The 12,715-nt window shown below is 61.2% G+C and carries 15 protein-coding genes; 4 read left to right on the top strand and 11 right to left on the bottom strand.

The genetic code is table 11. The annotated features are described in order from the left end of the window. Window positions 1-9: 9 nt before the first annotated feature. Window positions 10-393, bottom strand: coding sequence for a hypothetical protein (locus J3L12_RS09530; protein WP_208014823.1), 384 nt, complete (start codon window positions 391-393; stop codon window positions 10-12). A gap of 293 nt (window positions 394-686) precedes the next feature. Between J3L12_RS09530 and tyrS the strand changes: the two genes are divergently transcribed. Beyond that, window positions 687-1,970, top strand: coding sequence for a tyrosine--tRNA ligase (gene tyrS / locus J3L12_RS09525; RefSeq protein ID WP_208014822.1), 1,284 nt, complete (start codon window positions 687-689; stop codon window positions 1,968-1,970). Window positions 1,971-2,088: 118 nt separating this feature from the next. Here the strand turns inward: tyrS and J3L12_RS09520 are convergent, their stop codons facing one another. The 9 genes from J3L12_RS09520 to J3L12_RS09485 form a co-directional block, all read right to left on the bottom strand. Beyond that, entirely contained in the window at window positions 2,089-2,676 is a 588-nt protein-coding gene (locus tag J3L12_RS09520) for a Rieske 2Fe-2S domain-containing protein (protein ID WP_208014821.1), read from the bottom strand. Between the two features lie 34 nt (window positions 2,677-2,710). Continuing rightward, the gene (locus J3L12_RS09515) at window positions 2,711-3,703 is read right to left on the bottom strand and encodes a c-type cytochrome (RefSeq protein WP_208014820.1); all 993 of its coding nucleotides are present in this window, start codon (window positions 3,701-3,703) and stop codon (window positions 2,711-2,713) included. Further along, complete coding sequence (locus J3L12_RS09510; protein WP_208014819.1) at window positions 3,700-4,152, bottom strand: cytochrome c-type biogenesis protein; 453 nt, start codon at window positions 4,150-4,152, stop codon at window positions 3,700-3,702. Before J3L12_RS09510 ends, J3L12_RS09515 begins: the two co-directional genes overlap by 4 nt. 44 nt (window positions 4,153-4,196) lie before the next feature. Further along, window positions 4,197-4,721 carry a redoxin domain-containing protein gene (locus J3L12_RS09505; RefSeq protein ID WP_243455112.1) on the bottom strand — a complete coding sequence of 175 codons (525 nt, stop codon included), beginning with the start codon at window positions 4,719-4,721 and terminating at the stop codon, window positions 4,197-4,199. Window positions 4,722-4,736: 15 nt separating this feature from the next. Next, complete coding sequence (locus J3L12_RS09500) at window positions 4,737-6,728, bottom strand: cytochrome c-type biogenesis CcmF C-terminal domain-containing protein (protein ID WP_208014818.1); 1,992 nt, start codon at window positions 6,726-6,728, stop codon at window positions 4,737-4,739. Window positions 6,729-6,747: 19 nt separating this feature from the next. Beyond that, the gene (gene ccmE / locus J3L12_RS09495) at window positions 6,748-7,179 is read right to left on the bottom strand and encodes a cytochrome c maturation protein CcmE (protein WP_208014817.1); all 432 of its coding nucleotides are present in this window, start codon (window positions 7,177-7,179) and stop codon (window positions 6,748-6,750) included. 15 nt (window positions 7,180-7,194) lie between these two features. Further along, the gene (locus tag J3L12_RS16950; protein WP_279381117.1) at window positions 7,195-7,317 is read right to left on the bottom strand and encodes a hypothetical protein; all 123 of its coding nucleotides are present in this window, start codon (window positions 7,315-7,317) and stop codon (window positions 7,195-7,197) included. A gap of 1 nt (window position 7,318) precedes the next feature. Next, window positions 7,319-8,011 (bottom strand): cytochrome c biogenesis protein CcsA, encoded by a 693-nt coding sequence (gene ccsA, locus J3L12_RS09490; RefSeq protein WP_208014816.1) that lies wholly within the window; start codon window positions 8,009-8,011, stop codon window positions 7,319-7,321. A gap of 192 nt (window positions 8,012-8,203) precedes the next feature. Then, window positions 8,204-8,869 carry a heme exporter protein CcmB gene (locus J3L12_RS09485; protein WP_208014815.1) on the bottom strand — a complete coding sequence of 222 codons (666 nt, stop codon included), beginning with the start codon at window positions 8,867-8,869 and terminating at the stop codon, window positions 8,204-8,206. A gap of 92 nt (window positions 8,870-8,961) precedes the next feature. Here J3L12_RS09485 and J3L12_RS09480 point away from each other — a divergent pair, with 92 nt between their 5' ends. The 3 genes from J3L12_RS09480 (at window position 8,962) to J3L12_RS09470 (ending at window position 11,795) form a co-directional block, all read left to right on the top strand. Beyond that, window positions 8,962-9,648: a Crp/Fnr family transcriptional regulator gene (locus J3L12_RS09480; protein ID WP_243455111.1), complete on the top strand. Its 687-nt coding sequence runs from the start codon at window positions 8,962-8,964 to the stop codon at window positions 9,646-9,648. A gap of 210 nt (window positions 9,649-9,858) precedes the next feature. Beyond that, window positions 9,859-10,356, top strand: coding sequence for a cytochrome c nitrite reductase small subunit (gene nrfH, locus J3L12_RS09475; protein ID WP_208014814.1), 498 nt, complete (start codon window positions 9,859-9,861; stop codon window positions 10,354-10,356). Between the two features lie 8 nt (window positions 10,357-10,364). Then, entirely contained in the window at window positions 10,365-11,795 is a 1,431-nt protein-coding gene (locus J3L12_RS09470; RefSeq protein ID WP_208014813.1) for an ammonia-forming cytochrome c nitrite reductase subunit c552, read from the top strand. Window positions 11,796-11,854: 59 nt separating this feature from the next. Here J3L12_RS09470 and J3L12_RS09465 read toward each other — a convergent pair whose 3' ends face one another. Continuing rightward, on the bottom strand, window positions 11,855-12,430 hold the full coding sequence (locus J3L12_RS09465) for an ABC transporter ATP-binding protein (protein WP_208014812.1): 576 nt from the start codon (window positions 12,428-12,430) through the stop codon (window positions 11,855-11,857). Between the last annotated feature and the right edge of the window lie 285 nt (window positions 12,431-12,715).

Here is a 12,715-nt window from a genome sequence, read left to right as displayed (position 1 = left end):
GCTAGACCCTCAGAATTCATTGCGAGCCGCTACCCAGTCCATACGCACCTGCCCCCGTGCATCCTTGAAGCGGAAAATAACATCATACAGGCTGGCATCGGCAGGATAGCGAATTTCATCAGCGAAACGGCCCTGGTAGCGCTTGATCAGACCGGGGCTGTTCTGGCCCGTGCGACGAACCTCGACCTCGAGGCTCCCCTTTCGCAAATCGCCGCTCACCGTCACCTTGATAAAAGCCCGTATGCCCGTGGCCCGAATCTGGTTGCGGGTTTCGCCGGTGTAGTTCCAGTAGTAAACCGGGGTGAAGGGTGCGTAGCCTACCGCCAGACCAAATCGCTCGGCGTAAAAGTACACTCCACCCGCAATCAGGGCCAGGAACAAGAGGGTTCGCACAGCCTCTAGTATAAGACAAGTCTGGTGAGGGCCTGTTGATCCTGCTCACCTCGACAGGCTTTTATCGTTTTCCCTTTTCCCTCTCCCCTTGCGGGAAAGGGTGCCGACAGCACTGGCTGGTTTGGTGCTCCTTTTGCCAAGTAAAAACAACTCTAGCGGTAACTGTTGTCGCCGGATGAGGGGCTGAAACGACGACGCCCAGACAAATGATAAGAGCCTGCTCACCCCGAATCCCCACAGACCTCTGGCGAAAGAGTCCAGAGAAGCTTGTCAATATCGGTATACTTGGGGGCATGACGGCGGATGAAGCACTCAATCTGTTACGAACCGGGGCGGTGGAGATTATCCCCGAGGAGGACTTGCGCAAAAAACTGCAATCAGGGAAAAAACTGGTGGTCAAGCTGGGCCTCGACCCCACCCGGCCCGACATTCACATCGGCCATGCGGTGGTGCTGCGAAAAATGCGGCAGTTCCAGGAGCTAGGCCACAAGGTAGTGCTCATCATCGGCGACTTCACCGCCATGATCGGCGACCCCTCGGGCCGCTCCAAAACCCGCCCGCCCCTCACCCTGGAAGAAACCCGTGCCAACGCCAGAAGCTATGTGGAGCAGGTGGGCAAAATCCTCATCACCGACGACCCTTCTCGCTTTGAGCTGCGCTACAACTCCGAGTGGTTGGAGAACCTGAGCTTCAAGGAGGTCATCAAGCTGGCCTCCCTCCTGACCGTAGCCCAGATGCTCGAGCGGGAAGACTTCAAAAAACGCTATACCGAGGGCGTGCCCATCTCCATCCACGAGTTCCTCTACCCCTTCGCCCAGGGCTACGACTCGGTGCCCATCGCCTGCGATGTGGAGATGGGCGGCACCGACCAGAAGTTCAACCTGCTGGTCGGGCGCGAGGTGCAAGAAGCCTACGGCCTGGAGCGCCAGGTGGCCTTCATCATGCCGCTTTTGGTGGGGGGCGATGGGCAAAAAATGTCCAAAAGCTACGACAACTATATTGGCATCACCGAGGAGCCCAGCGAAATCTTCCGCAAGCTGATGAAAATTGAAGACCCCTACCTGCCCACCTACTTCGAACTCTGCACTGACCTGAACCCCGGTGAAATCAAGGAAGTTCTGGAGCAAGGCGGCCCCGTGGGGGCCCACCGGGTGCTGGCGCGGCTGGTAACGGGCGCGTACGTACAGCCCAGGATTCCCGCCCGCTTAGACCGCCCACTCTACGAATCGCTGGGCTACCGCTGGGAGGCTTTTGGGCAGGATCAGGGCGGCCAGAACCCCGTGGTGCAGCACGCCGAAGCCCGCTACTACGAAATTGCCCACGGGGGCATCCCCGATGAGATGCCAGAAGTGGTCATTTCCATCGACGAGCTGTCGGGCGGCCATATTGCGGTGGCCAGGCTCTTTACCCTGGCCGGTCTGACCGTCTCCAACAGCGAGGCCCGGCGGCTAATTGAGCAAAAAGGCCTGCGGCTCGATGGCGAGGTGCTCACCGACCCCAAGATGGAGATTGCCTTTAGCAAGCCATTGGTGCTCCAGCGAGGCAAGGATAGGTTCGTGCGGGTCAGGCCCGCCTAACTATCTCCACGATAAAAACGTAATGGGTAGGGAAAGGGTGATTCACGAGGCCGCGCCGCTGCAAACCCCAGAATTCGCACTTTCGTTGAGCAGCATGATATTTCTATCGCGGGCGCACTTAGCCCTGCTCGAGGGGCCGGAAGGGAATTTCGTAGCCGGTTGCGTACAGGACGCCGTTCTCCTCTTCCAGGCGCAGTCGGGGCAGGGGAAAACGCGGCGGGCCATACACCGCTTTGCCTCCTTGCAGGGGCTCGAAAGCGCCAAAGTGGCACGGGCAGCCCATGAAAGGGTGGTCGGTACGGTAGTTATAGGCGATGGAGCCCAGCTCGGGGTTGTCCACGTAGTTGACCACGCAGCCCTGGTGGGTGCAGATACGCGACAGGGCCAGGAAGTGGGCCTCCCCCACCGTGAGCCCACCCACCACGGGTTCCGAAAGGCGAAACACCACCGCCTTGAGAGGGCTGCCGTTGTACACGTACTCGAAGTATTTGAACCGCCAGTGGGCATCCAGCTCGTTTAGCACGGCTGCCTGCACCCTGGGGCCCTCGCGCCAGACCGGCTCGGAAACCCCGGTTTTGGTGAAGTGGATGGAGTAGGTGCGCCAGGCCAGCCAGCCGAAAAAGCCTGCCGTGATGGCGCTGGGGACAATCCAGATCAGGTCGCGGCGGCTGATGCGGCGAAGGTTTTGCAGGTTGGGCTCGTCCATACCGTGCACCCACTAAACTAAGCGGCCCGCAGGGCTACAACCCCCCCAGATACTGCAGCAAGGCCTGCATCTCGGCCTCAGTCAGGGGAACCGCCGGCATCTGGCCCCGGCCTTTGAGGACAATTTCCCGCACCGCCTCCGGCACTTTGCGGATGGGGTTGCCCTGCAAACGGGGGCCGGTGCCTCCCTGGGCCTGGGCACCGTGACAGGCCGCACACTTACCCAGGTACACCTGCTGCCCATTCGAAGTTGCGCTTAGCTGGTTCTTGGCTGTTTGGATGAGGTTTTGTACCCGCTCTTTGGCCTCACCCCCGGCCTTCAGGTAGCCCTCCCAGGCCACAATGGCCTCGGCGGGGCGGCCCAGTTGAAAGTAGGCGTTGCCCAAAAAAAGCCAGCCCTCCGGCACGTCGGGCTCGGCCCGCACCGCCAGCTCGAGGGCCTGCGCCCCCTCCTCGGGCCGCCCGCTCATGAAAAGCAGGATGCCCAGGCGCCGCACAGCGTTGGCATTGCGGGGCTCGAGCTCAATCACCTTCAGGTAGCCCTGCACCGCCCGCTCAAAGTCTTGCAGGTCGTAGGCCTTGTTGGCGTAGGCCAGCCAGTCGGCAGCTTTGCCGCTCTGCTCGGCCTGGCGTTGCAGGTTGCCCAGTTCGCGGGCCTCGTTGCGGCTGGTGATGATGGTCTCGCCAGGCAGCCGGGGCACCGTATAGGCCCAAAGCCCCACCCCCAGGGCCACCAGGCTCAGGGTCACGGCGCCCAGCGTTACGGGGCTCAGGCGGCGGGGAACCGGATGTTCGCTGCCCAGCTCGGCCAGTTGGCGCTCGAGCCGCACCGCCTGGGCCAGCAAGCGTTTGCGCTCGTCCCCCTCGGCTTCCTGGGCCAGGGACTTGAGCACCGCCAGCTCGGCCCGGAGTTCCTCTGGGCGGGGGCTTTCGGGAAAGGGCTGGGCCTCGGAACGAAAGAAAGGCCGCAGGGCATAGGCCAGGGCCAGCACAAAGAGCAGCGCAAGAAAAAGGTAAGCCAGTATCATGATTTTCGCTCTGGGGTTTGGAGCTCGGCCTCGAGGCGGGCAATTTCCTCGTCGGAAACATCTGCTATGGGGGCCTGCACACGGGCCCTGACCCGCGCCAGGTAGCGCCAGAGGCCATAGCCCAGCAAGCCCAGCCCTATCAAGGGCGACAGCCAGACCCACAGGGTCAGGCCCCGGGCGGGCGGCTCATAGAGAATCCAGTCGCCGTAGCGCTCCACAAAAAACTGCCGGATCTCGGCCTCGGTCTTGCCCTGGGCCAGTTGTTCGGCAATAATCCGGCGCATCTCCACCGCAATACCCGCATTGGACTCCGCCGCCGACTCCCCCTGGCAGACCGGGCAGCGCAGTTCACCGGCTATTTCAAAAACCCTGGGGGAGAAGTCGGGGGGTGGGGTATTGGGGGTGGGCTGGGCGAAGGAAACCGCCCCAAGCCAGAGACTCAGGGCCAAAAGCCACGCTGATAAGGCTCCCCTGTCCCCGCTCCCCTGGGCCCTCACGGCAACACCTGCCTCAGATAGCCCTGCAACTGCGCCTCGCTCAGCTCTCCGGCATGGCGGGCCAGCACGGTGCCGTTGCGGTCAATAACGAAAGTCTCGGGTACGCCGTAGTAGCCATACTCAATGCCGATGCGGCCCCGGCCATCATATACGCTGGGAAAGGTCAGGCCGTACTGCTGCACGAACCTCAGGGCCTCGGCTTCCTTGTCCTGCACGTTGACCCCCAGAATCAGCAGCTGGTCTTTGTACTGTTGGTGAAAGCGCTCCAGCAGGGGGGCCTCGGTACGGCAGGGAATGCACCAACTGGCCCAGATGTTGAGCAAAACAGGCTTGTTCAGGCCCTCTCCAATGCCCATCTCAGGGCCATACTGGGCCCGGTAGGGCTCCAGTAGCGGCAGGCTGAAGCTGGGCGCAGGCTTGCCCACCAGCACCGACTTGAGCTCGTTGGGGTTGGGGCGCTGCATCCCCCAATAGAAAAGCCCTCCCAGCAGCAACACCCAGATGGGCCAGAACCTAAGCAAGGGTCACCTCTTTCATCAGTCTCCTGCCGTGGGGGAGATCTGACGGCTGGCCACCCGGGCCCCACTGGGCCAGAGAATGTACAGCGTACCCAGCACAATAATCAGCCCCGATACCCACAGCCACCAGACCATAGGGGTCACGATGATCTTGAGGGTCGCCCACTGGCCCCGCTCCTGGTCGAACTGCATCAAAACAAAGTAGTAGTCGTTGTAGAGCGAGTATTTGACCACCGGCGTGGCCAGCGGCGAGCCCATCTGGGGGTAGAAGTTGAGCCGGGTCTGGTAGCGGCCATCCGAACCCCAGCCCTCGAGGCTGGTCGAGCGCACCTCGATAGGGGCAATGGCGGCAAAGCGGTTGGATTCCTCTTTGGCACTAATGGAGAGGAGCCGCACCTCCATACCCCGGGTCTGCCAGGCCTCCCCTACCTGAAGGGTCTTTTGCTCGGTGACCCGGTAGGTCTGGCTGAAGGCGATGGTTAGGGCGGCCAGGGCAATGCCAAAGTGCACGATATGCGAGCCAAAGCGGCGTTTGTGGCTGGCTGCCAGTTCCACCAGGGCCTGCCCCGCCGAGATGCCCAGGGCGCGGGCCCGTTCGCGCACACCCTGGGCCACCATCAGCCAGATGGCGGTCAGGTTGTAGGCAAAGAGCCCAATCGCCAGCGAGACCCCCAGGGTCAGGCCCAACCCAAAGCCCAGCAGGGTGCCCACCCCCAGGGCAATCAGCATGGCGGTCAGGTTCCGCATCACCTGGGCGTTGGTATGCCGCCAGGGCAAGACCGGCCCGATGCCCATCAGGAGCAGCATAAAGATGCCCAGGGGAATGGAGATCTGGTTGAAGAAGGGGGCCCCCACCGAAACTTTGGCCCCACTGACAATTTCCACCACCAGCGGCCACAGGGTGCCCAGCACTACCACAAACGCAAAGGTGCCGAAGAACAGAGCGCCCGCCAGCAAGGCCCCTTCGCGGCTTCTCCAGCGGACTTCACCGGCCTCGCGTATCTCGGCGGAAACCCTGGCCAACAACCCCAGCCCCACAGCCATCACGCCCAGCAAAAACAGCAAGAACCAGGCCCCCACCGGCCCGCTAGCAAAGGCGTGCACCGACTGAATCACCCCCGAGCGGGTCAGGAAGGTGCCAAACACCGTGGCGGCAAAGGTCAGGGTAATGAAGGCGAAGTTCCAGCCCTTGAAAAGCCCCTTGCGCTCCTGCACCTGAGCGGTGTGCAGGAACGCCGTAGCCAGCAACCAGGGAATGATGGAAGCGTTCTCGACGGGATCCCAGGCCCAGTAGCCCCCCCAGCCCAGAATCTCGTAGCTCCACCACTTGCCGGTAAAGATGGCCGCGGTCAGGAAGCCCCAGGCCACCAGAGTCCACCAGCGGGTCTCGAAAATCCAGCTCTGGAAGCGCTTCGCAACCATGGCGGCCACCGCATAGGCAAACGGCACCGAGAGCCCCACAAAACCCAGGTACATCAAGACCGGATGAACGGCCATCATCCAGTGGTTCTGAAGTAGCGGATTGGTGCCCCGACCATCGGGGGGTGGGTTGGGCACGGCATCGAAAGGGTGGGCCACAAAAACCATTACCGCGAAGAAGAAGACCTGTACCGCAAATAGCGTGCCCAGCGCCACCGGGGCCCGCCAGATGTCCAGACCCTGACCCACCCGCAGGCTCAGGAGCCAGGTGTAGGCGGTCTGGAGCATGGCCCACAGCAGAATGGAGCCCTCCAGCGCTGCCCAGGGGGTCACCAGCTTGACCCATAGCGGGTTGTTGGCCGAGCTGTGATTGGCCACGTAGGAGACGCTAAAGTCGTTGGTCAGAATGGCCCACTCGAGCGCCCCGAAACTAACGAGCGCCGCCAGCAGGCTCAGGGTCGAGAGGCGCCGGGCGGCCTCGAGGTAGCGCCCGTCCCGCAGGGTGTAGGCAAGGGTCGAAAGCACCAGGCCCATCACCGAAAAAATGAGGGCCGCCAGGAGGGAAACCCCTCCCAACAGGCCGGGCGTCATACCGACCTCCACAGCGTGTTCATTGGGTTCCCTCGATGAGCTTGCGAACTTCGTCGGGCGTCCAGCCCTCCTTGGGGGCCTGGTAGGTTTCGGAGTGCTTGACCAGCAGGTTCTGGCTTACAAACGTCTCGCCCTGGAACCTGCCTTCCACCACCACCCCCCGGTTTTCGCCAAAGAGGGCCGGAGGAGTTGAGCCCGAAGACCGGATGGGAATCTCCTTGACCCCATCGGTGACGACAAAGCGCAGTTCCAACGTTTGGGGGTTGTAGTCAAGAGATCCCTGCTTGACCAGCCCTCCCAGGCGCACCTGCCGGTTCTGGTAACGGTCGGCTTGCTGGAAGTACTCGCTGGGGGTAATGAAGTAAACCAGGTTTTGGCCCAGACCACCGAAGATCAGATAGGCCAGGGCTCCAGCAACCACCAAAAGTCCGATGATGTACTTAGGTTTCATGGGTTCCTCAAAACCTTACTTGTTCCGCTGGTAACGCCAGATAAGATAGCCCAGATAGCCAAACACCGATGCGTACACAGCCACAAACGTCCAGACCACAAAGGGGTTGGCAGGGTTCCACAAGGGGTTATCAGGCATCCTATACCTCTTCTTTGGCCGCCTCGCGGGCCGCAATCAGGCTACGCAGCCGAACCAGTCCGATAAACAGCAGCGTGAAGGCGGCCAGGTTCACCAGCATGGGAATCAGGATGGCCGCATCTACATTGATTTTTCCGGTGGTGAGGTCAATGGACTGGGTCTGGTGCAGGCTACGCCACCACTTGACCGACATATAGCTGATGGGCACGTTGATAGAGCCCAGAATGGCCACGCCTGCGGCGGCCTTGGCCCGCAGTTCGGGGTCTTCAATGGCCCCCCGCACCACCACATACCCCACGTAGATGGCAAACAGAATGGCGGTGGTGGTCAGGCGGGGCTCCCAGTCCCAGTAGACCCCCCAGGTGGGCCGGGCCCAGAGCATCCCGGTCAGCAGGGCCAGGGCCATGAAGATGAGCCCCACTTCTACAGTGGCTGCGGCAACCCGGTCGTGATGGGATTTGCGCCGAACCAGGTAGGCTACCGAGTAACCCAACGCCGCGAAGCTGGCCAGATAAGCCATCCAGGCCACCGGCACATGCAGATGAAATATCCGGGCCACAAAACCCTGGCTCTGGTCGGGTGGCGCGGTCATGGCCATGAAAAACCCCACTGCTGCGCCCACCACGCCCAAACCCAGAATGCCCAGGGTCAGGTTATCCAGGCGGCTGGTTTGATTGGAGCTTGCAAGTTGCATCGGTGCTATCCCCCTCGTTCTCATTTACGGTATTGCGCTTTGAAATGGATGAAGCGACCCAGGTCACATTGCATCCATGTGTTGCGTAAACTTGCCAGCGTCAACAAGCTTACCCCCATCCTTTCAATTTACCCAGGTGGGGTAATTGCGTCGAATGACCAGACCACACTTGGGGTTGTAGCAGCCATCACCCTACCCTTCCAGCATGTACGGAAAGACCATCGCACAGACCGTCACATAAATTATGTCAAAAACCAAAAGCAACCGAAGCCAGTCCGCAAGCTCTGCCACCGGAATACCCTCGGCAAGCCCCTGGGTGAAACGCACTGCAGCCAGCACCACCGGAATCACCAGCGGAAAGAGCAACAGGGGCAAAAGTACCTCCCGTCCCCGCAGACGGGCCAGCATGCCCGCATAAAAGGTGGAGATGGCTGCATATCCCAGCGAACCAAGCAGCAAGACTACAAGATACCAGCCCCAGTTTTGCAAGGGCAGGTAAAATAGCCCTGCCGTGAGTACCAGCAGGGCCAGCCCCACCAGAACCAGCAAGGAAAACTGGAACAGAAGTTTGCCGAAGTAGATCCACTCCCGGCTACCGGGGGTGAGGAGCAGGTCGTCGAGGGTGCCGTCCTCGACCTCGAGGCCGAAAGCCCGCCCGGCCAGCAAACTGCCAGCAAAGGCCAGCGCCACCCAGAGCACCCCCGGCGCTGCTTTTTGCAGGTTCTGGGGGTTGGGGCCAAAAGCCATGGCCAGGATAAATAGCATCACCGCCAGGAAAAATACCGCCGACAGGATGCCGGTGCGACCCCGAAACTCCAGTACCAGATCGCGCCAGGCCAGCCAGAAAATCCGCTGCACAGGGCTCAGGGTATCGGTTTGGGTGCAGAACGTAAAGGGTGGGTCAGGTGGGGACAAATGCCGCACTCTATAGACGCTACCCTACAGAAACCATGCCGCTGCCTGAACTGAAGCCCGAAGAGATGCTGGCCCGATGCCCCCTGTTTCAGGGCGTTTCGCCAGATAAACTGGCGTCGCTGATCGCCGTGTGCGAGTGGCTCGAGCTTGCCAAGGGCCAGACGCTGTTCTTGCAAGGCGACCCGGTAGAGCAGGTTTATCTGGTAGGCCAGGGTCTCATCAAGATTTTCCGTCTCGACCCCAGTGGCCGTAAACAGGTGGTGATGCACCTGGCCGGGCCGGGTCAGTGCGTGGCGGCGGTGGCACTCTTTTTGGGGAACCGCCGCTATCCGGCCACGGCGGAGGCCAGCGAGCCTAGCCGTATTCTGGCCATACCGGGGGCCTCTTTTCACCAACTGGTGCAGCAAGACCACACCCTGTGCTACAACCTTCTCCGAGCCACCGCTCAACACACTGGCCAGATTGTGCAGGTGCTGGATCGCATGGTGTTCCGCGAGGTGGACTCGAGGCTGGCCGAGTATCTGCTCGCCATGGCCCAAGACCACGGTCAAAGTTTTAAGCTGCCCACCAACCCGGAAATAGCCGCCATTGTAGGTACCACACCCGAGCCGGTGAGCCGCAAACTGGGCCACTTTTCCCAGCAAGGCTGGGTTGAAATTGACCGGCGCCGCGTGCGTATTACCAATCCTCTGGCGTTGCAAGAGCTAGCCAGGGCAGGCTAGGCGAAGCTATGCCGCCTTCCAAGTGGAGGGCATAATTCTTCGGTGATCCTGGGCATTACGCTTGGCCGGCTGCGTTCCCCCAAAACCAACCTCCAGCCTGCATTGGTAGCCTACCAAGTTTGACTTAAGTCATGGATTTTGGGCACCTCGCAATGTTCCAATACCTTTGGGCGGTTGTGCGGAGGTAACCATGAAAACGGAGGGCCGACTATGCGAAACTGGCCGACCGGCGGCGGCATGGTACTGCTGAGCGCACTCCTTTTGGGGGTGATGGCCGGAGCCGGAAGCTATACCGCCAACCATGCCCAAGCCCTTTCCTACCTCTCCAACGACCCCAAAGCCTGTGTGAACTGCCACATCATGCGCGAGGTCTACGACGGCTGGCAGAAGGCCAGCCACCACCATGTGGCGGTGTGTGTGGACTGCCACCTACCCCACGACTTTGTGGGCAAATACCTGACCAAGCTCGAGCATGGCTGGAACCACTCAAGGGCCTTCACCCTGCAAGACTTTCACGAACCCATCCGCATTGGGACACGCAGTGCAGCGGTGGTGGAACACAACTGCGTCGGCTGCCACCGCAACCTGATTGGGGGCGTCTTGGAAGCCCAGACCGCTTTCCAGGACGCACACGCCAACCTTGAAGCGGATGCAGAAGGCAAGTTCGGCTGTGTGCACTGCCACCGTGGGGTAGGGCACGGCCAGTAGGGGGAAACATGAATAGACGATGGTTATGGATCAGCGTGGCCGTAGCAATCATTGCCGCACTGGGCACTTTTGGCATTCTGGCCCTGCTGGGGAACATCAACGCCCGCCAGGCCGAAGCCCGGCAAACCTCCTTCCGGGTGGTGGAAATTACCAACAAAACCGAGGACTCTGCGCTCTGGGGCAAGAACTTCCCCCATCAGTACGACACCTGGCTCAAAACCGCCGATAACGAGCGCACCCGCTACGGCGGCTCGGAGGACTTCCCCACCTCGAAGCTCGAGGAGAACCCTCGCCTGAAAATTCTCTTTAGCGGAATGCCCTTCGGCACCGACTACCGTGAGCGGCGCGGCCATGCCTACATGCTGATTGACCAGCGCAACACCGAGCGCGTCAAGCAGTTCAAGCAGCCCGGCGCCTGCCTCAACTGCCATGCCAGCGTGGCTACGGTCTTCCAGGCTGCAGGCGTGAAGGCCGGGGTACCCGACGACGACAACCACCGGATGGAGGCCATCTTCAAGGGCTTCGAGGTGATTAATCCCATGCCCTATGCCGAGGCCACCCAGCTTGTGCAGCACCCGGTGGGCTGCGTGGACTGCCACGACGCCAAAACCATGGCGGTCACCATCACCCGCCCGGCCTTCATCACCGGGATTCAAAACCTGGCCAAGTCCAAAGAACCCGTCCCCTTCCTGCCCAGCCTCGAGCGCTGGCGCAAGGGCAACCAGGCCAGGCCCTACGACCCCAATACCGACGCCACCCGCCAGGAAATGCGCTCGATGATATGCGCCCAGTGCCACGTGGAGTACTACTTTGCGCCGCCTAACAAAACCCTCACCTTCCCCTGGCATAACGGGCTCAAGGTGGAGCAAATCGAGCAGTACTACGACCAGGTCAGCTGGAAAGACTGGGAACACAAGCTTTCAGGCACCAACATGCTCAAGGCCCAGCACCCCGAGTTTGAACTGTGGGCCCAGGGCATCCACGCCCGCGCCGGGGTGGCCTGCGCCGACTGCCACATGCCCTATACCCGCGTGGGGGCGGTCAAGGTTTCCGACCACCAGGTGCGCAGCCCCATGCTGAACATCGCCAGGGCTTGCCAGACCTGCCACAACGCCTCCGAGGAGGAGATGAAAGCCCGGGTGGACATCATCCAGGATCGCACCAAGAAGCTCCTGGATGAGGCCGAGATTGCCACCGTGGACTTGATCCAGGCCATCGAGGCCGCCAAGGCCGCAGGCGCAAGCGATGAAGCCCTAGTTCAGGCCCGTCAGCTACACCGCAAAGCCCAGTGGCGCACCGACTACATCAACGCCGAGAACTCCATGGGCTTCCATGCCCCTGCCGAAGCAGCCCGCATCCTGGGCGAGGCCATCAATTTTGCCCGCCAGGGGCAGCTTCTGGCCTACAAAGCCGAAATTGCCGCCAAGCCCAGACAGTAGCCTGACCCTCTGCTGTAAAACCCCCGCAGCGTGGCGGGGATTTTGCGGTAAAGGAGCAATCAGGCGGCCCTTAGTTCAACCACCCGGTCTACCAGGGAAAGCCAGCTTTTATCATGGGTGGCAATCACCACCCCCCCAGAGGCCCTGGCAAAGTTGACCAGGTCTTCCAGCAGACCCCGCCCCTCTACATCCAGGGCGGCCTCGGGTTCGTCCAGCAGCCAGATATCCGGGTTTTGTAAGCGCAACCGGGCCATAGCCAGACGCTTTTTCATGCCGCTAGAGTAGCTCAGCACGGGCTTGTCGTGGGGGAGCCCGACTTGCTTCAGGGCCCTGTGAATCTGGGCGCGGTCATCGGCCCGCCCATCAAGCCGCAGGGCATAAAGCAGGTTCTCGGCCCCGCTAAAGTGCCGATGAAAAGCGGGGGGATTGGCCAGAAAACCCACCCTTCCTGAGAGCTTTATAGAGCCCTGGGTGGGTCTCACCAGGCCCGCCAACACCCGCAGCAAGGTGGTCTTGCCCACACCGTTGGGCCCCACCAGCGCCACCGTTTCGTGTTTGGCCAGTTGGAAGTCCAGGCCGCGCAATACCCAGTCGCGCCCGTAGCGTTTGGCAACGGCTTGGGCCTCAATCAGCATCAGTTTCATCATACGCGTTTATACCAAATCTGGTTGATTCCTCTTGCCTTCTCCCCTGGGCGGGAGAAGGTGGCGACACTCCACGCGCTCTGGTCATCAGAAACAACTGTTACGACCACGGTTGCTCTGAGGGCGTCGCCGGATGAGGGAGTTCTATGTAATCACTGGTGCTAGTCACAAAACGATGTCAGCTATACACAGGTCTGGGGAAGCAGCGATGAGGTTCAGGGCGATGATGAGGTAAGCCCACCAAGCGGTAAAGCCAAGTTCAGTACGGTGATGGCG

Source organism: Meiothermus sp. CFH 77666, assembly GCF_017497985.1.
Classification (GTDB): domain Bacteria; phylum Deinococcota; class Deinococci; order Deinococcales; family Thermaceae; genus Meiothermus.
This window is presented reverse-complemented; position numbering and strand designations above follow the sequence as displayed.